At 72.4% G+C, this 20,496-nt stretch carries 15 protein-coding genes; 3 read left to right on the forward strand and 12 right to left on the reverse strand.

From position 1 onward, the window contains the following. Nucleotides 1-74 precede the first annotated feature (74 nt). The 3 genes from ACFUJY_RS20105 to ACFUJY_RS20115 form a co-directional block, all read right to left on the reverse strand. On the reverse strand, nt 75-314 hold the full coding sequence (locus tag ACFUJY_RS20105) for an RNA-binding protein (protein WP_005311361.1): 240 nt from the start codon (nt 312-314) through the stop codon (nt 75-77). Between the two features lie 2 nt (nt 315-316). Beyond that, entirely contained in the window at nt 317-751 is a 435-nt protein-coding gene (gene rpsP, locus ACFUJY_RS20110) for a 30S ribosomal protein S16 (protein ID WP_164400952.1), read from the reverse strand. Nucleotides 752-908: 157 nt separating this feature from the next. Further along, complete coding sequence (locus ACFUJY_RS20115; RefSeq protein ID WP_018521397.1) at nt 909-1,502, reverse strand: hypothetical protein; 594 nt, start codon at nt 1,500-1,502, stop codon at nt 909-911. A gap of 518 nt (nt 1,503-2,020) precedes the next feature. Here ACFUJY_RS20115 and ACFUJY_RS20120 point away from each other — a divergent pair. Continuing rightward, nucleotides 2,021-2,866, forward strand: coding sequence for an SAM-dependent methyltransferase (locus ACFUJY_RS20120; RefSeq protein WP_383301264.1), 846 nt, complete (start codon nt 2,021-2,023; stop codon nt 2,864-2,866). Between the two features lie 63 nt (nt 2,867-2,929). Here the strand turns inward: ACFUJY_RS20120 and ffh are convergent, their stop codons facing one another. The 5 genes from ffh to ACFUJY_RS20145 all read right to left on the reverse strand — a co-directional run bounded on the left by ffh (nt 2,930) and on the right by ACFUJY_RS20145 (nt 10,779). After that, entirely contained in the window at nt 2,930-4,480 is a 1,551-nt protein-coding gene (ffh, locus tag ACFUJY_RS20125; protein WP_383301266.1) for a signal recognition particle protein, read from the reverse strand. A gap of 98 nt (nt 4,481-4,578) precedes the next feature. Continuing rightward, a complete protein-coding gene (locus ACFUJY_RS20130) occupies nt 4,579-7,032 on the reverse strand; it encodes a [protein-PII] uridylyltransferase (protein WP_383301269.1) in 2,454 nt (817 codons plus the stop codon). A 52-nt stretch (nt 7,033-7,084) separates the two neighbouring features. Continuing rightward, nucleotides 7,085-7,423, reverse strand: coding sequence for a P-II family nitrogen regulator (locus ACFUJY_RS20135; RefSeq protein ID WP_018102395.1), 339 nt, complete (start codon nt 7,421-7,423; stop codon nt 7,085-7,087). Beyond that, the gene (locus ACFUJY_RS20140; RefSeq protein WP_383301273.1) at nt 7,420-8,769 is read right to left on the reverse strand and encodes an ammonium transporter; all 1,350 of its coding nucleotides are present in this window, start codon (nt 8,767-8,769) and stop codon (nt 7,420-7,422) included. The genes ACFUJY_RS20135 and ACFUJY_RS20140 overlap by 4 nt, the downstream gene beginning before the upstream one ends. A gap of 537 nt (nt 8,770-9,306) precedes the next feature. Continuing rightward, the gene (locus ACFUJY_RS20145) at nt 9,307-10,779 is read right to left on the reverse strand and encodes a hypothetical protein (RefSeq protein ID WP_383301275.1); all 1,473 of its coding nucleotides are present in this window, start codon (nt 10,777-10,779) and stop codon (nt 9,307-9,309) included. Nucleotides 10,780-11,139: 360 nt separating this feature from the next. Between ACFUJY_RS20145 and ACFUJY_RS20150 the strand changes: the two genes are divergently transcribed. Next, nucleotides 11,140-11,799 (forward strand): bifunctional DNA primase/polymerase, encoded by a 660-nt coding sequence (locus ACFUJY_RS20150; protein ID WP_383301277.1) that lies wholly within the window; start codon nt 11,140-11,142, stop codon nt 11,797-11,799. A gap of 73 nt (nt 11,800-11,872) precedes the next feature. On the opposite strand, the gene ftsY is transcribed toward ACFUJY_RS20150, so the two are convergent. Next, nucleotides 11,873-13,066 carry a signal recognition particle-docking protein FtsY gene (ftsY, locus tag ACFUJY_RS20155; protein WP_383301279.1) on the reverse strand — a complete coding sequence of 398 codons (1,194 nt, stop codon included), beginning with the start codon at nt 13,064-13,066 and terminating at the stop codon, nt 11,873-11,875. 124 nt (nt 13,067-13,190) lie between these two features. Between ftsY and ACFUJY_RS20160 the strand changes: the two genes are divergently transcribed. Further along, on the forward strand, nt 13,191-14,570 hold the full coding sequence (locus ACFUJY_RS20160) for a purine-cytosine permease family protein (RefSeq protein ID WP_383301281.1): 1,380 nt from the start codon (nt 13,191-13,193) through the stop codon (nt 14,568-14,570). On the opposite strand, the gene ACFUJY_RS20165 is transcribed toward ACFUJY_RS20160, so the two are convergent. The 3 genes from ACFUJY_RS20165 to ACFUJY_RS20175 form a co-directional block, all read right to left on the reverse strand. Next, nucleotides 14,567-15,991 (reverse strand): sugar porter family MFS transporter, encoded by a 1,425-nt coding sequence (locus ACFUJY_RS20165; protein ID WP_383301284.1) that lies wholly within the window; start codon nt 15,989-15,991, stop codon nt 14,567-14,569. The two genes, ACFUJY_RS20160 and ACFUJY_RS20165, sit on opposite strands and share 4 nt — an antisense overlap. A 101-nt stretch (nt 15,992-16,092) precedes the next feature. Then, the gene (gene smc, locus ACFUJY_RS20170) at nt 16,093-19,665 is read right to left on the reverse strand and encodes a chromosome segregation protein SMC (RefSeq protein WP_383301287.1); all 3,573 of its coding nucleotides are present in this window, start codon (nt 19,663-19,665) and stop codon (nt 16,093-16,095) included. Nucleotides 19,666-19,892: 227 nt separating this feature from the next. Further along, on the reverse strand, nt 19,893-20,102 hold the full coding sequence (locus ACFUJY_RS20175; RefSeq protein WP_018102403.1) for a hypothetical protein: 210 nt from the start codon (nt 20,100-20,102) through the stop codon (nt 19,893-19,895). Between the last annotated feature and the right edge of the window lie 394 nt (nt 20,103-20,496).

Below are 20,496 nucleotides of genomic sequence, written 5' to 3' on the forward strand. Positions count from 1 at the left end.
TTCTCTCCTGTCGTACGACGACGGGCCGGGGCGGGCGCTTGGCCCTCCCCGGCCCGTGCCGGTGTTCAACTCTGTCAGCGAACCTGGTCCACATCGACGAGGTCGACGCGGATGCCACGGCCGCCGATGGCGCCCACGACGGTACGCAGCGCGCGTGCGGTGCGGCCGTTGCGGCCGATCACCTTGCCGAGGTCGTCGGGGTGGACCCGGACCTCCAGCACACGGCCACGGCGCAGGTTGCGCGAGGCGACCTGCACATCGTCGGGGTTGTCGACGATGCCTTTCACGAGGTGCTCGAGAGCCTCCTCGAGCATGCTCAGGCCTCGGTCGACTCGGCGGAGGCGGCCGCAGCCTCGTCCGCCTTCTTGTCGGCCTTCTTCGCCTTCGGCGTGATGGCCTCGCCCTTCGACTCCTCACCGTCGCCGGCGAGGGCCTCGAACAGGGCGCGCTTGTCGGCCTTGGGCTCCGGCTGCAGCAGCGGCGCGGGGGCCGGAAGGCCCTTGTGCGCCTGCCAGTCGCCGGTGAGCTTCAGGATCGCGAGGACCGGCTCGGTCGGCTGGGCGCCGACGGACAGCCAGTACTGCGCACGCTCCGAGTTGACCTCGATGCGCGACGGGTTCTGCACCGGGTGGTACAGACCGATCTCCTCGATGGCCCGGCCGTCACGGCGGGTACGGGAGTCGGCGACGACGATGCGGTAGTGAGGCGAACGGATCTTGCCCAGACGCTTCAGCTTGATCTTGACTGCCACGGAAGTGGTGTCTCCTGGTCTATGACGTGGTTGGGCACAACGAAAATGCCACGTGGGGTTGCGGTACTCGGGTGCCCGATGGACGCGTCAGCCGGAGGAGAGAGGGGTCCTGTGCGACTGTCGAGTACAGCTAGCCATTGTGCCACACCCCATCGGCTCACCCCACCGCGACCGCGGTCTCCGGGATTCTGAACGGTTTTCCGCAGCCGCCGCAGACGATCGGCGCCTGGGCGAGGACCGAGGGGACCACGCGGACGTTGCGGCCGCAGTCGCAGACGGCCTTGACCCGCACACCCCCTCCGGAGGAGCCGTGCCGGGCGGCCGGGCCGCGGAAGGAGCGCTTGGTGTCGGCGGCGGTGGCCACGGTGTGCGCCTTGAGGGCGCGCTGGAGCCGTTCCGTCGTCGGCCGGTAGCGGCGCTTGGCCTCGGGGTTGAGCGTGACCAGCGAGAAGCCGCTGCTGGGATGGGGCTCCTCGGCATGGTCGAGGCCCAGCTCCTCGGCGATCGCCAGGAATCGTCGGTTGTGATAACGGCCGGCGCGCGAGGTGTCGCGGACACCTCGGGCGGCGGCGATGCCGTGGACTGCCTCGTGGAGCAGTCGCTCGAAGGAGAGCTCGGCGCCACAGGCGGACGAGGACTCTCCGATCAGGGACTCGGGTGCGGCGAGATCGGGCAGCTCGGGGTGGTACCGCTGAATGTCGGCCCACGCCTGCGCCAGCTCTGCGGCAAGTACAGGTGGTGTCGTGCTCACGTCGTGACCAACGAGCGCGGGGCCCTCGGTGTTCCGATTCCGGGCCATCCCAAATATTTTGCACGTACCAGTCGGTTGACCTTCATGCGTCGCGACGAGGGCGGGTGCGCTGATCTGCGGAGAAGCCTCACAGCTCGCACCAAGACGGTACGTAGCGGCGCGTACGCCTGCGCGCGTAGACGCGGTACGCGCCCCCTCCGGGCGCGGACGGCAGGGGGCGAGGGTACCCGCACCGCCCTGACGTGCTCGACGTGCCTCCACCGGCGTGTCGGGTCAGACTGGGACCGGCGGAGGACGGGACGGACCACCCGGGGCGTCCCCGCCGTCCGGGTCCGCCGGTGCCGTCGCGCGCCGGACGGCAGTGCGGACAACCCCGCCCCGCAGACCTCTGGACGCGGCGGCGGATGCGCAGTTCTCTGGCATACGGGGGAAGCGCGCGTCACCTGGACGGGACGGCCGTCCACTCGGGCACGACCGATCGGCAGAACCGGCAACCTCGGCGGATTGGGGCGCATTCCATGACACCAACGCTCGTTCGGCACCACCGGCACACGGAGTCGTCCGCCCCCGCGGACGGCGCCTCCCGCGCCCGCGACTGGGCGGAGATCCAGGAACGGATGCTGGCACCGCTGTACGAAGCGGTGTACACGCGCCTTGAGGTCGGGCCCGCCACGCGGATGCTCTCGCTCGGCTGCGGCTCCGGTCTGGCGCTGCTGATGGCCGTGGGCCGGGGCGCCGGAGTCACCGGCGTGGACACCGACCCCGACCGGCTCGCCCTCGCCCGGGCCCGGCTGCTGCCCGCGCCGGATGACCGCGGCGCACCGGCCGCCGCACCGCTGCTCACGGACGAGGTCGCCGCCGCGGCGGACGACGGGCCGCACAACCTGATCACCGCGTTCACCCCGATCGGCTGCGAGGCGGGCGACGGCGAGGAGCTGGTCCGGGCGCTGGAGACCGCCGTGCCGTCGGCGGACCGGCGCGCCACGGTGGTCCTGACCGGCTGGGGGCCGCCGGAGCGGTGCGCCACCGAGGCGGTGCTCCGGGTGGCCGGGCGGCTCGCCGACGACGGGCGCGGACCGGGCGGGGGCTGGCGCGGACCGCGCCGCGACGATCTGGAGGACGTGGCCTTCAGGGCCGGGCTGCGGCCGGACGGTTCGGGCAGGGTGGCCTGCCCGTTCGGTTACGCGGACATGGACAGCGCGGTGCGCGGTCTGCTGTCGACCCGGCTGTTCGAGGCGGCGGTCCGGGCGACGGACCGGTGGCAGGTGGAGAAGGAGCTCGCCGAGGCCCTGCACCCGCACCGGCGCCCGGACGGCACGGTGTGGATGTCCAACGTGTTCCGGTACCTGGTCTGCACCACGTGAACGTACGCCGGAGGGGCGCCCACCGTGTGCGGTGAGCGCCCCTCCGGCACGACGTGACGCGAGTCAGCCCATGAACTTCTTGAACTCGTCCGGCAGCTCGAAGTTCTGACCGCTCTGGCCGGCCGGCAGGCCCGGGACGCTGCCGTTCTGGGCGGCCTCGCGGCGGGCGGCCGCGGCCTGCTCCTCGGCCTTGCGCTTCATCGGGTTGCCGCTCTTGCGCTTGCCCTTGGCCTGCTTGACCTGCTTCTTCTGCCGGCCCGGGCCGCCGCCCATGCCCGGCATCCCGGGCATGCCCGGCATGCCGCCGCCCTGCGCCATCTTCGACATCATCTTGCGGGCCTCGAAGAACCGCTCGACCAGCCCCTTGACGGCGGAGACCTCGGAGCCGGAGCCCTTGGCGATCCGGGCCCGGCGCGAGCCGTTGATGATCGTCGGGTCGGCGCGCTCCTTCGGGGTCATCGACTTGATGATCGCGGCCATGCGGTCGATGTCGCGCTCGTCGATGTTGTTGATCTGGTCCTTGATCTGCCCCATGCCGGGCAGCATGCCGAGCAGCTTGGAGATGGAGCCCATCTTCCTGACCTGCTCCATCTGGGCCAGGAAGTCGTCGAACGTGAAGTCCTTGCCCTTGCTGGACGCCAGCTTGGAGGCCATCTTGGCGGCCTCTTCCTGGCTGAAGGTCTTCTCCGCCTGCTCGATCAGGGTGAGCAGGTCACCCATGTCGAGAATCCGGGACGCCATGCGGTCCGGGTGGAACGCGTCGAAGTCGTCCAGCTTCTCGCCGTTCGACGCGAACATGATCTGCTTGCCGGTGACGTGGGCGATCGACAGGGCGGCACCGCCGCGGGCGTCACCGTCGAGCTTGGAGAGCACCACGCCGTCGAAGCCGACGCCGTCGCGGAACGCCTCGGCGGTGTTGACCGCGTTCTGGCCGATCATCGCGTCGACCACGAACAGGATCTCGTCCGGGCTGACGGCGTCGCGGATGTCCGCGGCCTGCTGCATCAGCTCCTGGTCGATGCCGAGGCGGCCGGCGGTGTCCACGATCACGATGTCGTGGACCTTGGTCTTCGCGTACTCGATGGAGTCCTTGGCGACCTGGACCGGGTCGCCGACGCCGTTGCCCGGCTCGGGGGCGTAGACCGCGACACCGGCGCGGTCGGCGACGACGCTCAGCTGGTTGACGGCGTTGGGGCGCTGGAGGTCGCAGGCGACGAGCAGCGGGGAGTGGCCCTGGCCCTTGAGCCAGAGGCCGAGCTTTCCGGCGAGGGTCGTCTTACCGGCACCCTGGAGACCGGCGAGCATGATCACGGTGGGCGGGTTCTTGGCGAACCGCAGCCGCCGGGTCTCGCCGCCGAGGATCGAGATGAGCTCCTCGTTGACGATCTTGACGACCTGCTGGGCCGGGTTCAGCGCCTGCGAGACCTCGGCGCCGCGCGCCCGTTCCTTGACGTTGGCGATGAAGGACCGGACGACGGGCAGCGCCACGTCCGCTTCGAGCAGGGCGATACGGATCTCGCGAGCCGTGGCGTCGATGTCCGCCTCGGACAAGCGGCCCTTGCCCCGGAGGTTCTTGAAAGTCGCGGCAAGGCGGTCGGAGAGAGTATCGAACACGGCGCTCGTCGGTCCTCAGGGTCGGGGGCGGGTCGGGTCAGTAGGTTCCCAGGGTATCCGGACGCCGGAGAACGCCAAGACCTCGCCCGGCTCCGGCCTCAGCCGAGCGCCTTCTCGACCTCCTGGGCCAGCTCCGCGGCCCGCCGCGCCGACAGCGGCTCCCCCTCCGCGTCCGTGACGTAGAAGGCATCCACCGCGTTCGCCCCCAGCGTCGACACATGTGCGCTCCGCACCCGCACCGCGCTCCGTTCCAGCGCGTGCCCGATGCGGTGCAGCAGCCCGGGGGCGTCCTGCGCGCGCACCTCGATGACCGTGGCGAGCCGGGAGCCCGCCGGGGCGACCGTCACCCGGGGCGGTGGCGCCTTCATGCCGCGCCGCCGGGGATACGCCGCCTCGCGTTCGGCGAGGCGGGCGGGGATGTCCAGGGTGCCGTCCAGGGCGCGTACGAGGTCGGCGCGCAGCCGGTCCGCCGAGGGCAGCGAGCCGTATGCGGCGGCCACCCGCCAGCTGAGCAGCAGCAGGCCCGCGGAGTCCCCCAGCTCGGTGGGCAGCTCCACGGCGCGCAGGTCGGCGGCGCGGACGGTGAGGCGGTGCAGGGCGAGGACACCGGCGGCGGCGGGCAGCACGCCGGGCCGGTCGCGGAGCGCGATGAGGAGTTCGACGCCGACGGGCTGGGGGCCCTCCTCCTCGTGCGGGGCCTCGGGCCGGGCGTGCAGGGCGAGGACGGGCGTTCCGGTGCGCAGCGCCTCGATCGCGAGGCGTTCCTGCTCGGCGCTCGGGGCGGCGGGGCCGGGTTCCTCGGGGGCCTCCCCGGCCAGGAGCTGGGCGACGCGTTCGACGAGCGCGGTGACGAGGGAGGCGCGCCAGGCGGACCAGGCGGCGGGCCCGGTGGCCAGGGCGTCGGCCTCGGTGAGGGCGTGCAGCAGTTCCAGGGTCGCGGCGCTGCCCACGGCGTCGGCGACGGCGCGGACGGTGGCGGGGTCGTCCAGGTCGCGCCGGGTGGCGGTCTCGACGAGCAGGAGGTGATGCCGTACCAGGGTGGCGATGACGCCCACGTCGTGCTGGTCGAAGCCGATGCGGGCGGCCATGTCGCGGGCGATGACCTCACCGGCGACGGAGTGGTCGCCGGGCCAGCCCTTGCCGATGTCGTGCAGCAGGGCGGCGACGAGGAGGAGGTCGGGGCGGCCGACGCGGCGGGTGAGCGAGGCGGCGCGGACGGCCGTCTCGACCAGGTGGCGGTCGACGGTCCAGGTGTGGACCGGGTTGCGCTGGGGGCGGCAGTGGACGCGTTCCCAGTCGGGCAGCAGGCGGGTGATCAGCCCTTCGGCCTCCAGGGCCTCCCAGACGGGGACGGTGGCCTCGCCGGCGCCGAGGAGGGTGACCAGCTCCTCGCGGGCCTCGGCCGGCCAGGGCACCGGAAGCGGCTGGGCGGTGGTGGCGAGGTGGCGTACGACGTGGCGGGAGAGCGGCAGTCCGGACTGGGCGGCCGCGGCGGCGGCGCGCAGCACGAGCACCGGGTCGCGTTCGGGCCGGGCGGTGCGGGCGAGGACGGCCTCGCCGTCGGCCTCCACGACTCCGTCGGCGAGCGGGGTCCGGTCGGGAGTGGGGGTCCGGCCGCCGCCGAGCAGGGCGCGCAGCCGGGGCCGGGCGGAGCGGGCACGCAGGACCCGGTTGACCTCGCGCCAGGTGACGTCGGTGGCGTACGAGACGGTGCGGGCGGCTTCGTAGACCTGGCGGAGCAGGGCGTCGGCGTCGAGGAGGCCGAGGGCCTGGGCGACCTGGTCCTGTTCCTGGAGGGCGAGCCGGTCGGTGGCGCGGCCGGTGGTGAGGTGGAGGGCGTCGCGGGCGTCGAGGAGGGTGCGGCGGGCCTCGGCGAGTCCTTCGCGGGGGGCGTCGGCGACCCAGGAGGCGGCGACGGCGCGCAGGGCGGTGACGTCGCGCAGGCCGCCCCGGGCCTCCTTGAGGTCGGGTTCGAGGAGGAACCGCAGTTCGCCGTGGCGTTCGGCGCGTTCGCGGCAGAGTTCGTGGAGGTCGGGGAGGCGTTTGGGTGCCTGGTTGCGCCAGTCGGCGAGGATCGCGGTGCGCAGGGACGCGACGAGGCCGAGGTCGCCGGCGACGGGGCGGGCGTCGAGCAGTCCGAGCTGGACCTTGAGGTCCTCGCCGGCGGTCTTGCGGGCCTCGGCGGGGGTGCGTACGGAGTGGTCGAGGGCGAGGCCCAGGTCCCAGACGGGGTACCAGATCCGGTCCGCGAGGGCGGCGACGGCCGCGGCGTCGGCGGTGCCGTCGTGCAGCAGGAGGAGGTCGAGGTCGCTGCGCGGGGAGAGTTCGCCGCGGCCGTAGCCGCCGACGGCGACGAGGGCGGCGCCCCGGACCCCGGCGTGCTGGGCGGCGCCCGTGAACAGGGCGGTGAGCCAGTCGTCGGTGAGGGCGGCGAGGGCCGCACGGCGCGGCGGCCCGGGCCGCTCCTTCTCCTGGAGAAGGCTCAGCCGGGCCGCCGCGTAGCCGCTGGGGCGCGAGTCCTCGGATTCGGTGGTCGCTTCGATGCTCGTCACCCAGCTGCCCTTTCCGTGTGCGGAACCGTGCGAAACAGTCGGCGGGGGCCGGTCAGAGGGCGTCCGGGCCGCGTTCGCCCGTACGGACCCTGACGGCCGTCTCGACCGGGACGGTCCAGACCTTGCCGTCACCGATCTTGCCGGTGCGGGCGGCCTTGACGACGACGTCGAGGAGCTGTTCGGCGTCCTCGTCCTCGACCAGCACCTCGATGCGGATCTTGGGGACGAGGTCGACGGTGTACTCGGCGCCCCGGTAGACCTCGGTGTGGCCGCGCTGACGACCGTAGCCGCTGGCCTCGGTGACGGTGAGGCCCTGGACGCCGAACGCCTGGAGGGCTTCCTTGATCTCGTCCAGACGGTGGGGCTTCACGACTGCGGTGATGAGCTTCATGCGTCCACCTTCTTGTTCGTCGGGGCGGCCGGGCCGGGGGCAGGAGCGGCGGTACGGGAGGCCGCGCCGCCGCCGGCGCCGCTGAAGTCGTACGCGGTCTCGGCGTGTTCGACCTGGTCGATGCCGGAGATCTCGTCGTCCTCGGCCACCCGCATCCCGACGATCTTGTCGACCAGGAAGGCGAGGACCGCGGAGACGACGAGAGAGTACGCGAGGACCGCGAAGACGCCGACGGCCTGCTTGCCGAGCTGGTCGAGCCCGCCGCCGTAGAAGAGGCCCTTGGCGTCGGACTGGACGCCTCCGGTGGCGAAGAGGCCGACGAGCAGGGAGCCGATGATGCCGCCGACGAGGTGGACGCCGACGACGTCGAGGGAGTCGTCGTAGCCGAGCTTGTACTTGAGGCCGACGGCCATGGCGCAGAGCACACCGGCGATGGCGCCGACCGCGATGGCGCCGAGCGGGCTGACCGCGCCGCCGGCCGGGGTGATGGCGACGAGTCCGGCGACCGCGCCGGAGGCGGCGCCCAGGGTGGTGAAGGCGCCGTGGCGGATCTTCTCGTAGGCGAGCCAGGCGAGCATCGCCGCACCGGTGGCGACCTGGGTGTTGACGAACATGACCGCGCCCACGCCATCGTCGTTGCCGAGCCAGGAGCCGGCGTTGAAGCCGAACCAGCCGAACCAGAGGAGACCGGCGCCGAGCATGACGAGCGGCAGGCTGTGCGGCCGCATCGGGTCCTTCTTGAAGCCGACGCGCTTGCCGATGACCAGGATCACGCCGAGGGCGGCGGCACCCGCGTTGATGTGGACGGCGGTGCCGCCGGCGAAGTCGATGACGCCGAGCTCGAACAGCCAGCCGCCGGCGCCCCACACCCAGTGCGCGACCGGGAAGTAGACGACGGTGACCCACAGCGTGATGAACAGGGCCCAGGAGGTGAACTTGACCCGGTCGGCGAGGGCACCGCTGATCAGCGCGGGCGTGAGGACGGCGAACATCAGCTGGAACACGGCGAAGACGTAGACCGGGATGGTGTAGCCGTCCCAGAGCTCCGTGACGCCGATCCCGCTGAGGCCGAGGAAGTCCTGGCTCCAGCCGATGACCGATCCGGCGTCGGTCCCGAAGGCGAGGCTGAAGCCGTACAGCACCCACAGGACCGTGACGATCCCGAGGCTGATGAAGCTCATCATCAGCATGTTGAGGGTGCTCTTGACGCGGACCATGCCTCCGTAGAAGAAGGCGAGGGCCGGGGTCATGAGCATCACCAGGGCCGAGCAGATGAGCATGAAGCCGGTGTTGGCGGCAGACAGCGTCGGGGTGTCTGCGGCAAGCGTCGTGATGCCTGGGGGCATCGGCGTCTCCTCGTCGTCGGTGCGGCCGCGTGCGGGCGGTGGGGGCACAACCACTGCGGGACCACTGGGAAGGGTGCGGGCCGGTTGGACCGGCCGGCGATTGGAGGGTGGAGGAAGGAGCGGGGCTGGGTGCGTGCAGCTGCAAGGCGGAGGATTGAGCCATGGCGGAGCCATGGTGATTGACGACAACGCCGCAGATGTGCGTGCCCAGCCCCGCGACGCCACCCTCCAATCGTCGGCCGGTCCTATGAGCCACGAGGTTCGCCCAGTGCCGTTTCGGCCGGTGCGCCGCGATGTTTCGCGCCAGTGACGAAGGGAAGCGACGTGTTACGTCCCCATGAACCGCGCATGCCGTACCCGCGCTCGCGCCCACTCTGCGGCCCGGGCCGCATACGGTGCGGTTACGACGCTCCGGCAGGGGAACGACCACACGAACCGGCCACGGCGATCACCCGTTGACCTGGCAATGGGGGGAGCCGAAGTCGGTCTGTGCTGGGTGGTCGTCGTGGCCGGTGTCCGGGGGCCCGGTGGCCGTCGCTAGACGGTTTCCACGGTCTCGGGCAGTTGTTCGATGAGGAGTTCGGTGAGCCGGGCGACCTCGGGCACGTCCCCGTAGTCCCTGGCGGCGGTGTCGACGGTCTTGCGGAGCCGGGTGTTGACCCTCTCGGAGCGCACCTTCTTGGCGACGCGCAGCGCCTGCTCGGCCGGCGCGGTGGACGCCTCGGGCTCGCCCTTGAGGAGGTGGACGGTGGCGAGGCCGATCAGATTGAGCGCGTAGGAGCGCTGGTGCTCGTCGTCCTCGCCGAAGAGCTGGACCGCCCTCTCCATGACGGGCTCGGCGAGCGAGGCGTACGTGGGGCTGCGGCCGGCCACGTAGGCGAGGTCCCGGTACGAGTGCGAGTTCTCGCCGTTCAGCTCGGCCTCGGAGAAGAAGCGGATCCAGTCGGGCTCGGGCTCGCCGTCGACCCCGGCGTCCAGGAAGGTGTCCTCGGCCATGCGGACCGCCCGCTTGCACTTGCTGGGCTGGCCCATGTTCGCGTAGGCGCGGGCCTCCATCGCGTACAGCATGGCCTGGGTGCGCGGGGTCGCGCAGTCGCGGCTGCCGTACTGGGCGAGGTGGATCAGCTCCAGGGCGTCGTCGGGGCGGCCGAGGTGGATCATCTGCCGGCTCATGCTGGACAGGACGTACGAGCCGAGCGGCTTGTCGCCGGCCTCCTTGGCGGCGTGCAGGGCGAGCACGAAGTACTTCTGGGCGGTGGGCTGGAGGCCGACGTCGTAGCTCATCCAGCCCGCCAGCTCGGCCAGTTCGGCGGCGCAGCGGAAGAGGCGCTTGGAGGTGGCGGCGGGCTGGGGCTCCTGGAGCAGGTCGGTGACCTCGTGGAGCTGGCCGACGACGGCCTTGCGGCGCAGTCCGCCGCCGCACTGCGCGTCCCACTGGCGGAACATCGCGGTGGTCGACTCCAGCAGGTCCAGCTCGGGCCCGGAGAGCCGGGACGGGCGGCGGGCGGCGGCAGGTTCCGGTTCGGCGGCGGGGGCGGCCGCGACCGGCACCAGCCAGCGCTGCATGGGCTCGATGAGGGCGGGGCCGGCGGCGAGGGCGAGGGAGCTGCCGAGGAAGCCCCGGCGGGCGAGCATCAGGTCGCTCCGCGAGAACTCACTGAGCAGGGTGACGGTCTGCGGGCCCGCCCACGGCAGGTCCACACCGGCCACGGAGGGTGCCTGGTGCGGGGTGCGCAGCCCCAGGTCCTCGACGGCGACGACGCTGCCGAAACGCTCCGAGAACAGCTCGGACAGGATGCGCGGGATCGGCTCGCGCGGCTGCTCGCCGTCCAGCCAGCGCCGCACCCGGGAGGTGTCGGTGCTGATGTGGTGGGCGCCCATCTGGCGCGCCCGGCGGTTCACCTGCCGGGCCAGCTCGCCCTTCGACCAGCCGCTGCGCACGAACCATGATCCCAGTTGCCCGTTCGGGCGCTTGCCGGCACTCGTCTCGCCTGCGCCGCTGCCACTCACGGATAAGCCCCCATCCCGCCGAATACGTGTCGCGCGAAGCATTTCAGAATGCCTCGAACTCATGTTGCCCGTACGGGCGTTGGGCCCGGTCGAACAGAAAGCCGGGTTGCCTGCGGCATACCCACGGGCGCACATACTTCCATGGTTCGTGTACCGACGGTAATCCTGCAATCACGGGCACCGCGAGGCCCTTTGCGTAATCGCCACCATTCGCCACCCCTTCGATTGAACGCCACTCCCGTGGGCCGCGATTCACTTGACAGGACGATGCGCACGGGCGCGAGGAAGCGTCCGGGGGCGCGCGGGCGGTTGCACGCTCCTCGTCGTAACCACCGGCGAACCGGACCCGTTGGAGGGGGCATGGGCTTCACGATCGGAATCCGCGAGATGCGCGCCGGCGCACGGCGTCGCGCCCGTGCCGCCGCCGGCGGTACGGAGGTGGCCGAGTACACCGGGCTCTGGGGCTGGGCCGTGGTGCCCGGGGCCCGCGCGGCGGGCGGCGTCTGCTCCTGCGGGGCCGCCGGCTGCACCGCCCCGGGCGCCCATCCGCTGGAGTTCGCCCGGGAGGTGCCCGCCGGGGCGACGCTCGACGCGGCGGCACGCGCCTGGGCCGAGGTGCCGGGCGCCTCGATGATGCTCCCCGTGGGCCGGAGCTTCGACGTGCTCGACGTGGCGGAGGGGGCCGGGCGCCGGGCCCTGGTGCGGATGGAGCGGATGGGCCTGCCGCTGGGCCCGGTCTCGGTGACCCCGCAGGGCCGGGCGCAGTTCTTCGTCGCGCCGGGGGCCGCCGACGAGCTGCCCCGGCTGCTGTACCGGATGGGCTGGGACGACGCGGGGCTCGATCTGCGGGCGCTCGGCCCGGGCAGCCACATCACGGCGCCGCCCTCGGACCGGGGCGGGCTCGGACCGGTCCGCTGGCTGCGGGCGCCGGGGCCCGACAGCGCGACGCCTCCGGAGGCCCGGCTGCTGCTGGGCACGCTGGCGTACCTCTGCCACCGGTGGGCGGCGCCCTGCGGCTGAGCCGCGTACCGTACGACAGCGTCGAAGCCCGGCCGCACGGAGGCGGCCGGGCTTCGACGCCGCGCGGTGGGGGTCAGTCCCCGATCAGCGCGTCGACGAACGCCTCCGGCTCGAACGGGGCCAGGTCGTCCGGGCCCTCGCCGAGTCCGACGAGCTTGACCGGGACGCCCAGCTCGCGCTGGACGGCGATCACGATGCCGCCCTTGGCGGTGCCGTCCAGCTTGGTGAGGACGATGCCGGTGATGTCGACGACCTCGGCGAAGACCCGCGCCTGCACCAGGCCGTTCTGCCCGGTGGTGGCGTCCAGGACGAGCAGCACCTCGTCCAGCGGGCCGTGCTTCTCCACGACCCGCTTGACCTTGCCCAGCTCGTCCATCAGCCCGGTCTTGGTGTGCAGCCGGCCGGCGGTGTCGATGAGCACCACGTCGGCGCCCTCGGCGATGCCCTCCTTGACGGCGTCGAAGGCGATGGACGCCGGGTCGCCGCCCTCGGGACCGCGCACGGTACGGGCGCCGACGCGCTCGCCCCAGGTCTGGAGCTGGTCGGCGGCGGCGGCGCGGAAGGTGTCGGCCGCGCCGAGCACGACGCTGCGGCCGTCGGCGACGAGCACCCGGGCCAGCTTGCCGGTGGTGGTGGTCTTGCCGGTGCCGTTGACGCCGACGACCATCACGATGCCGGGGGTCTCCAGGCCGCCCTCCGTCTTCACGGCGCGGTCGAAGTCGGTGCCGAGCTGGGCGAGCAGCTCCTCGCGGAGCAGGCCGCGCAGCTCGTCGGGGGTGCGGGTGCCGAGCACCCGGACGCGCTCGCGGAGGCGCTCGACCAGTTCCTGGGTGGGGGCGACGCCGACGTCGGCGGTGAGGAGGGTGTCCTCGATCTCCTCCCAGGTGTCCTCGTCCAGATTGTCCCGGGACAGGAGCGCGAGGAGCCCCTTGCCGAGGGTGTTCTGCGAGCGGGCGAGGCGGGCGCGCAGCCGGACGAGCCGCCCGGCGGTGGGCTCGGGGACGTCGAGCGCGGGGGCGGCGGGCGCCTCCGGCTCCACGGTCTCCGGCTCGGCGGGCGGGGCCGCGACGTCCTCGATGGTGCGGCGCGGTTCCTCGCGCGGCTCTTCGGCCTCCTCGCCGACACGGGGCTCGGCGGGAGGTGTGATGGTCGGCGTGCTCGACGGTGCCGGGGGCAGCTGCTTCTTCTTGCGGCTGCTGACCACGAGCCCGCTGATCACGCCGACCGCGACCAGGGCGATGACTACAGCAAGGATGACGAATTCCATAACCCCCCCAGTATCGGTCACCCGGGCCGGCAATCGGGGAAGGGACGGGTGCGGCACAGGAGCACGGGCCCGTGGGACCTTGTGGTCGTTACGTCCGGCATGCCGGAAAGGTACGATCCTGGCCGTGGAGACCCGTGGCCTGGACCCCGTGCCCGACGAGGAGCGCACCGGCCGGGTCCGCGCCCTCCTCCCCACCTGGGCCACCGCCAACATGACCGTGCTGCTCCTCACGGTGGGCGCGGGGCTCGTGGTGCTGAACGGGCTGAGTTTCCGGCAGGTGCTGGTGACGGCCGTGGTGGCGCCCGTGATCTCGTTCGGCCTGGTGGGCTTCGTCTCGCTGGCCGGGAAGCGCGGCGGCGCCCCCGGCATGGCGCTGTCGCGGGCCGTCTTCGGCGTGCGGGGCAATCTGGCGCCGGGGGCGCTGATCTGGGTGGCGCGGTGGGGCTGGGAGACGATGAACGCGGTCACCGGCGCGTACGCCCTGCTGGCCGTGGGCGATGTGCTGTTCGGGGTCCGGAGCACGACCGCGCTGATCATGGCGACGCTGCTCGCGTTCGTGGCGGGCAGCTTTCTGCTGTCGGGTCTCGGGCTGCGGGCGCTGCGGGTGTGCTGCACCTGGTCGGCGTACCTCTTCGGCGCCTTCAGCGTCCTGGTGCTGGTGCATCTGGCCGTGTCGGTGCCCTGGCTCGCGGTGCTCGACCGGCCGGCGGGTCCGGTGTCGATGGTGATCGCGGGCATCGGCACGCTGACGGCCGGGGGGATCAGCTGGGCGCCGTCCGGTCCGGACTTCGCCCGCTATCTGCCGCGCGCCGCCTCGGGCCGGGCGCTGGTCGCGGCGACGGTGGGCGGGGCGCTGGCGGTGCTGGTGCCGCTGGTGATGATGGGGGCGGTGATGGCGGTGCGGACGCCGGAGCTCGCACTGACCCGTGATCCGGTCTCCTTCATCGGGGTCCTGCTGCCGACCTGGCTCTCCGTCCCCTATCTGGTCGTCGCGGTCACGGGCATGGTGCTGATCAACGCGCTGTCGCTGTACTCGGCCGGCTTCACCGCGCAGACCCTCGGCTTCTCCGTGCCGCGCGCTTGGGCCGTCGGGGTGAACGCGGCGATCAGTCTGTTCCTGGGCGCGCTCCTGATGATGGTGGCGAGCAGCTTCATCGACGCCTTCGTGTCGTTCCTGCGTCTGCTCGCGGTGACGTTCTCGGCGTGGATCGGGGTCTTCGCCACGGACATGCTGCGCGGCCGCGTCTACGACCCGGTCGCGCTCATGGACACCGGCCGGGGCGGCGCGTACTGGTACACGGGAGGCGTCGCGTGGCCCGCCCTCGCCGCGTGGGGCGCGGGTCTCGCGGTGGGGCTGCTGTTCACCGGCGTGGAGTGGTTCACCGGTCCGCTGGCCGGTACCTGGCCGGGCCGCAGCGGCCTGGGCTGGGCGGTCACGGCGCTCGTCTCGGGCGGCCTGTACGCGGTGCTGCCGCGCCCGGGCCGCCCCGACGAAACGCCTTAGCCCATCTCCTCCAGCGCCTTGCCCTTGGTCTCCTTCACGAACTTGAGCACGAAGGGGATGGAGAGCGTCGCGAAGCAGGCGTAGATGATGTACGTGCCCGAGAGGTTCCAGTCCGCGAGGCTCGGGAAGCTGGCGGTGATCGCCCAGTTGGCGATCCACTGCGCGGACGCGGCGACGCCGAGCGCGGCGGCGCGGATGCGGTTGGGGAACATCTCGCCGAGGAAGACCCAGACCACCACGCCCCACGACAGGGCGAAGAAGAGCACGAAGACGTGGGCGGCGACGAGGGCGACCGCGCCCTGGGCCGTCGGAAGCTTGCCGTCGACCAGATCCGCGGAGAAGGCCCAGGCCTCGAAGGCGAGGGCGACGGCCATGCCGCAGGAGCCGACGAGGGCGAGCGGGCGGCGGCCGACCCGGTCCACCAGGATCATCGCGATGACGGTACCGATGATGTTGACGATCGACGTGGTGAACGACCAGAAGAAGGAGTCGGTCGGGTCGATGCCGACGGACTGCCACAGCGTCGCCGAGTAGTAGAACGCCACGTTGATGCCGACGAGCTGCTGGAAGACGGAGAGGCCGATGCCGACCCAGACGATCGGCAGGAAGCCGAAGCGGCTGCCGAGCAGGTCCCTGAAGGTCGACTTGTGCTCGCGGCGCATCGCGGTCTCGATCTCCTGGACGCGCGCGTCGAGGTCGACGTCCTTGCCCTCGACCTCCTCCAGGATCTCCCGGGCCCGTTCCCGCTTGCCGACGGAGAGCAGGAAGCGCGGCGACTCGGGGATCGCGAACGAAAGCAGCCCGTAGAGCACGGCGGGCACGACCATCACGCCGAGCATCCACTGCCAGGCTTCGAGCCCGCCGATCTTGCCGCGCTGGTCGCCGTCGGCGATCTGCAGGATGCCGTAGTTGACGAGCTGGGAGATGGCGATGCCGATGACGATCGCGGCCTGCTGGAAGGAGCCGAGGCGGCCCCGGTAGGCGGGCGGCGAGACCTCGGCGATATAGGCGGGGCCGATCACCGAGGCCATGCCGATCGCGAAGCCGCCGATGATCCGCCACATCGCCAGGTCCCAGAGCGCGAAGGGGAGCGCGGAGCCCACGGCGCTGATGGTGAACAGGACGGCGGCGATCTGCATGCAGCGGATGCGCCCGATGCGGTCGGCGATCCGGCCGGCCGTGGCGGCGCCGATCGCGCAGCCGATGAGTGCGATGGCGATGACCTGGGCGAGCGTTCCCGAGCCGATGTCGTAACGGTGGCGGATCGCCTCGACGGCGCCGTTGATCACGGAGCTGTCGTAGCCGAAGAGGAAGCCCCCCATCGCAGCCGCGGCGGTGATGAAGATGACATGGCCGAGGTGGTCCGGATGGGCCGTGCGGGCTCCGGACTCCGGTCCTGATCCTGGCGATGTACTGGTCACGTAAGGCCTCCCTGGGGCGGGGCCGCGGCATCGGACATGGGTGAAGCTGATCTCAAGTGGCGCACAACTTCGGCCCCGCCACCACTCGGGTACCCCCGCCCTCAGCGAAGACGCTGGCTGATCACCTTCGAGACTCCGTCGCCCTGCATCGAGACGCCGTAGAGCGCGTCGGCGACCTCCATCGTCCGCTTCTGGTGCGTGATGACGATGAGCTGAGAGCTCTCCTGGAGCTCCTCCATGATCCGGATCAGCCGCTGGAGGTTGGTGTCGTCCAGCGCCGCTTCGACCTCGTCCATCACGTAGAACGGACTGGGCCTCGCCTTGAAGATCGAGACCAGCAACGCCACGGCCGTCAGGGACCTTTCGCCGCCGGACAGCAGGGAGAGCCGCTTGACCTTCTTGCCCGGCGGCCGGGCCTCGACGTCCACACCGGTGGTGAGCATGTGGTCGGGGTCGGTCAGGATCAACCGCCCCTCCCCGCCCGGGAAGAGGCGCGAGAAGACGCCCTCGAACTCGCGCGCGGTGTCCCGGTACGCCTCCGTGAACACCTGCTCGACCCGCTCGTCGACCTCCTTGACGACCTGGAGCAGATCGGCCCGGGTCTTCTTCAGGTCCTCCAGCTGCTCGGAGAGGAACTTGTGCCGTTCCTCCAGCGCGGAGAACTCCTCCAGGGCGAGCGGATTCACCTTGCCGAGTTGCTGGTACGCCCGTTCGGCGGACCGGAGCCGCTTCTCCTGCTCGGCCCTGACGAACGGCCGCGGCCGGTTACGCGGATGCTCCGGGTCCTCCGGCAGTTCCTCGCCCTCGGCGGGCGGCGACGGCGGCACCGGCTGGTCGGGGCCGTACTCCGCCACCAGACCGGCCGGCTCGACGCCCAGCTCCTCCAGCGCCTTCGTCTCCAGCTGCTCCATCCGCAGCCGCTTCTCGGCACCGAGCACCTCACCCCGGTGCACCGAGTCCGTCAGCTTGTCCAGCTCCCCCTTGAGGTCCCGGCCCCGCAGCCGCTCCGCCGCCAGCTCGCGCTCCCGCTCCCCCTTGGACGCCTCGGCCGCCGCCCGCTCCCGCTCCGCCCGTACGACGGACACCTCGACGTGCGCCAGCAGCTGCCGGGCCCCCGAGGCAACGGCCGCCGCCACCTCGGCCTCGTGGCGCAGCCGGGCGCGCCGCCGCTCGGCCCGGGCGCGCGCCTCGCGCTCGGCGCGCGCGGCCCGGTCCAGCGAGTCGGCGCGCCCGGCGAGGGCCTTGACGCGTTCCTCGTGCGTACGGACCTGGAGGCGGGCCTCCATCTCGGTCTGGCGGGCGTTGGCACCGTCGGCCGCGAGCCGGTCGCGGACGCCGGTGTCCGGTTCGTCGTCGGCCCCGTCCCCGGCCGCCTCCTCGGCGACGAGCAGCCGCTCGGCCAGCTCCTCCGCCTCCTCGGTGGCCCGTTCCAGCGCCTCCTGGGCCCGGGCCGCGGAGGCGTCCATGCGCTCGGCCTCACCGGCGGCGCCCCGCGCCTGTCCGGCCAGCCGTCCGAGCTGCTGGGCCACCCCGGACCGCTCCCGCTCGACGGCCCGCCTGCGCTCCCCCAGCTCCTCGACCAGCGCCGCCGAGGCGGTGCGCCGCCCGGCCGCGAGGTGCTGGGCCTCGGCCAGTTCGGTGCACCGCACGGCGAGCCCGGCCAGCTCGGCGGCGGCTTCGTCCACGGACGCCTGCACTTCGAGGAGGCTGGGCGCCCCGGCGGAGCCGCCGTGCGCGAAGTGGGCGGAGAGCAGGTCGCCCTCGGCGGTCACCGCGGTCAGCTCCGGGTGCGCGGCGACCACGTCCTCGGCGTCCTCCAGGGTCGCGACGACCACCATGTCCCGCACCAGCCTGCGGACGGCGGCCACCAGTTCGACGGGGCCGCCGACGAGATCGGCGACGGCGGGGGTGCCGGCCGGTGCCACGGGCGCCGGTGCCCCGGCATCGGCCCGTCGCACGCCGCCCAGGAGCAGGGCCGCGCGGCCCGCGTCCTGCTTGCGCAGCAGCCGGATCGCCTCGGCCGCGGTGGCCGGGTCCGTGACCGCGACGGCGTCCGCCGCCGCGCCCAGCGCCGCCGCCACCGCGACCTCGTGGCCCGGGGTCACCGTCAGCAGTTCGGCGGCGGGCCCGAGCAGGCCGGTGAGCCGGTCGCGGGCCCCGAGCAGCGCCCCCGTACCGTCCTTGCGCCGCAGCCCCAGGGCGAGCGCGTCGTGCCGGGCCGCTACGGCGGCGCGCCTGCGTTCGGCGGCGGTGGCCTCCTCGCGGGCCCGGGAGTGCGCCGCCTCGGCCTCCTTCAGCGCACGGCGGGCGGCCTCGTGCTGTTCGCCGAGTTCGGTGTCCCCCGCGTCCAGGCCGTCGACCTCGGCCTTCAGCTCCTCGTACTCCTCCTGGGCGGCCACGGCCCGCTCCCGGGCCTCGTCGCGCGAGGCGGAGAGCCGGTCGATCTCCGCCTGGGCGGAACCGGCTCGGCTGCGGGCGGCGTTGACCTGGCCGTGCAGCCGGGCGAGCCCTTCGCGGCGGTCGGCCAGGGCCCGGGCGGCGTCCTTGAGGCGGCGTTCCTCGGCCGCCAACTCGCGTTCGAGTTCGGCGCGGTGAGAGGCGGTGTCGTCCAGCGCGTGTTCGGCCGCTTCCAGGGCGGCGGTCAGTTCGGCCTCCTGCTCGCGGATGCGGGCGGCCTCGCGCTCCATGTCCTCGGGGTCGCGGCCCCGGCGCTCCTCCTCGGGCGGCGCGGTGGCGCTCTTCACCCGCGCGTCGGCGAGCGAGACCGTGCCGCGCACCCGTTCGGCGAGCTGCGACAGCTCGTACCAGGTCTGCTGGGCGCGCTGGAGCCTGGGCGTCAGGCGCCGTACCTGGTCCTCCAGTTCGGCTTCGCGGGCGAGGGCGGCCTTGAGTTCCGCCTCGGCGGCCTCCCGGCGCTGTCTGAGCGCGGCCTCGTCGGCGATCTCGCTGCGCAGGGCGGTGCGCAGCGTCACGAGGTCGTCGGCGAGGAGGCGCAGCCGGGCGTCGCGCAGGTCGGCCTGGATGACGGCGGCGCGGCGGGCCACGGCCGCCTGCCGGCCGAGGGGCTTCAGCTGTCTGCGCAGTTCGTCGGTGAGGTCCTGGACCCTGGCGAGGTTCGCGCCCATCGCGTCCAGCTTCCGCAGCGCCTTCTCCTTGCGCTTGCGGTGCTTGAGGACGCCGGCCGCCTCCTCGATGAAGGCGCGGCGGCCCATGGGGTCGGCGTGCAGGACGGAGTCCAGCTGGCCCTGGCCGACGATGACGTGCATTTCGCGGCCGATGCCGGAGTCGGAGAGGAGTTCCTGGATGTCCAGCAGCCGGCAGGTGTCGCCGTTGATCTGGTATTCGCTGCCGCCGTTGCGGAACATGATCCGCGTAAGGGTGACTTCGGCGTACTCGATGGGCAGGGCGCCGTCGGAATTGTCGATGGTCAGCGAGACCTCGGCCCGGCCGAGCGGCGGCCGGCCGGTGGTCCCGGCGAAGATCACGTCCTCCATCTTGCCGCCGCGCAGGGATTTCGCGCCCTGTTCTCCCATGACCCAGGAGAGCGCGTCCACCACATTGGATTTACCCGACCCGTTGGGCCCGACGACGCAGGTGATGCCGGGTTCGAACCGCAGCGTCGTGGCGGAGGCGAACGACTTGAAACCGCGCAGGGTCAGGGCCTTGAGGTGCACGCCGCCGGACTCTACCTTTCGCTGTCGGTTTCGCTGATGAAGGTGCAGGGCACATCAGACGGTAAGGGAAGGGGTGTACGTCCGGGGCGGGAGCTGCGCGAGGCGGGGAAAAGAAAGAAGGGACGCCGAAGCGTCCCCTGTGATTCTGCGGATCAGGCGGTACCGCGCACGGCCCGCGGCTCGACGGAGATGGCGGGCGTGCCGTACGGGTCGGATCGGCGTGCGGGTCAGGTCAGTGCCGGCTCCGCCTGGGGTACGTCGATGTCGATGCTGTCGAGCAGCGACTGGTGCTGGGCGGCGGCGTTGAGCGCGTCGTTCTCCTCCTGAATCCGTACGAGCTCGGATTCGAGGTCCTGGACGCGCTGCTGGAGCCGTCGCATCTCGGCGAGGAGTCGCGGGTCGGAACCGCCGACGTAACCGAGAAGCGCCTTTGCCATGATGGATGGTCCTCCACAATGAGTGACCGACCGATGCGGTGTGGGTCGTGAGGGATCGCACCCGCGGTGTTCGGCAGTGCTCACTGTCACTGCTGTCCTGCTGCCTACCAGCCCTGCCGAACAGCTGAGGTGCGCGGGGATTTCAGAGTCTCACCAAAAAGTTTGACGGTCAACACGATCACACCCCACAGAGGCGGGCGTCCCGGGGGCGCGCGGCGAGACGATCATGCGGCGCGGCTCTCCGACGGGGCCCTCAGGGGTACGGAGATCATCCTTAGGGCGGCAGCCTGGCATGCCGGCCGAATCTTGGCAACCATCAGGACATTCCGCAGGTCATTTCATGTGTACGCGCGACGGGGGGTATGCCGTCACCGCCCGCCGCGCATCGGACACG

Origin of the sequence: Streptomyces sp. NPDC057249 (assembly GCF_042669245.1) — a bacterium.
Lineage (GTDB): Bacteria > Actinomycetota > Actinomycetes > Streptomycetales > Streptomycetaceae > Streptomyces.

Bases quoted from the DNA above. Each gene is read 5' to 3' on its own strand.
- ACFUJY_RS20105 (WP_005311361.1), bottom strand. From the start codon at position 314: ATGCTCGAGGAGGCTCTCGAGCACCTCGTGAAAGGCATCGTCGACAAC.
- ACFUJY_RS20120 (WP_383301264.1), top strand. From the start codon at position 2,021: ATGACACCAACGCTCGTTCGGCACCACCGGCACACGGAGTCGTCCGCC.
- ACFUJY_RS20135 (WP_018102395.1), bottom strand. From the start codon at position 7,423: ATGAAGCTCATCACCGCAGTCGTGAAGCCCCACCGTCTGGACGAGATC.
- ACFUJY_RS20140 (WP_383301273.1), bottom strand. From the start codon at position 8,769: ATGCCCCCAGGCATCACGACGCTTGCCGCAGACACCCCGACGCTGTCT.
- ACFUJY_RS20150 (WP_383301277.1), top strand. From the start codon at position 11,140: ATGGGCTTCACGATCGGAATCCGCGAGATGCGCGCCGGCGCACGGCGT.
- ftsY (WP_383301279.1), bottom strand. From the start codon at position 13,066: ATGGAATTCGTCATCCTTGCTGTAGTCATCGCCCTGGTCGCGGTCGGC.
- ACFUJY_RS20175 (WP_018102403.1), bottom strand. From the start codon at position 20,102: ATGGCAAAGGCGCTTCTCGGTTACGTCGGCGGTTCCGACCCGCGACTC.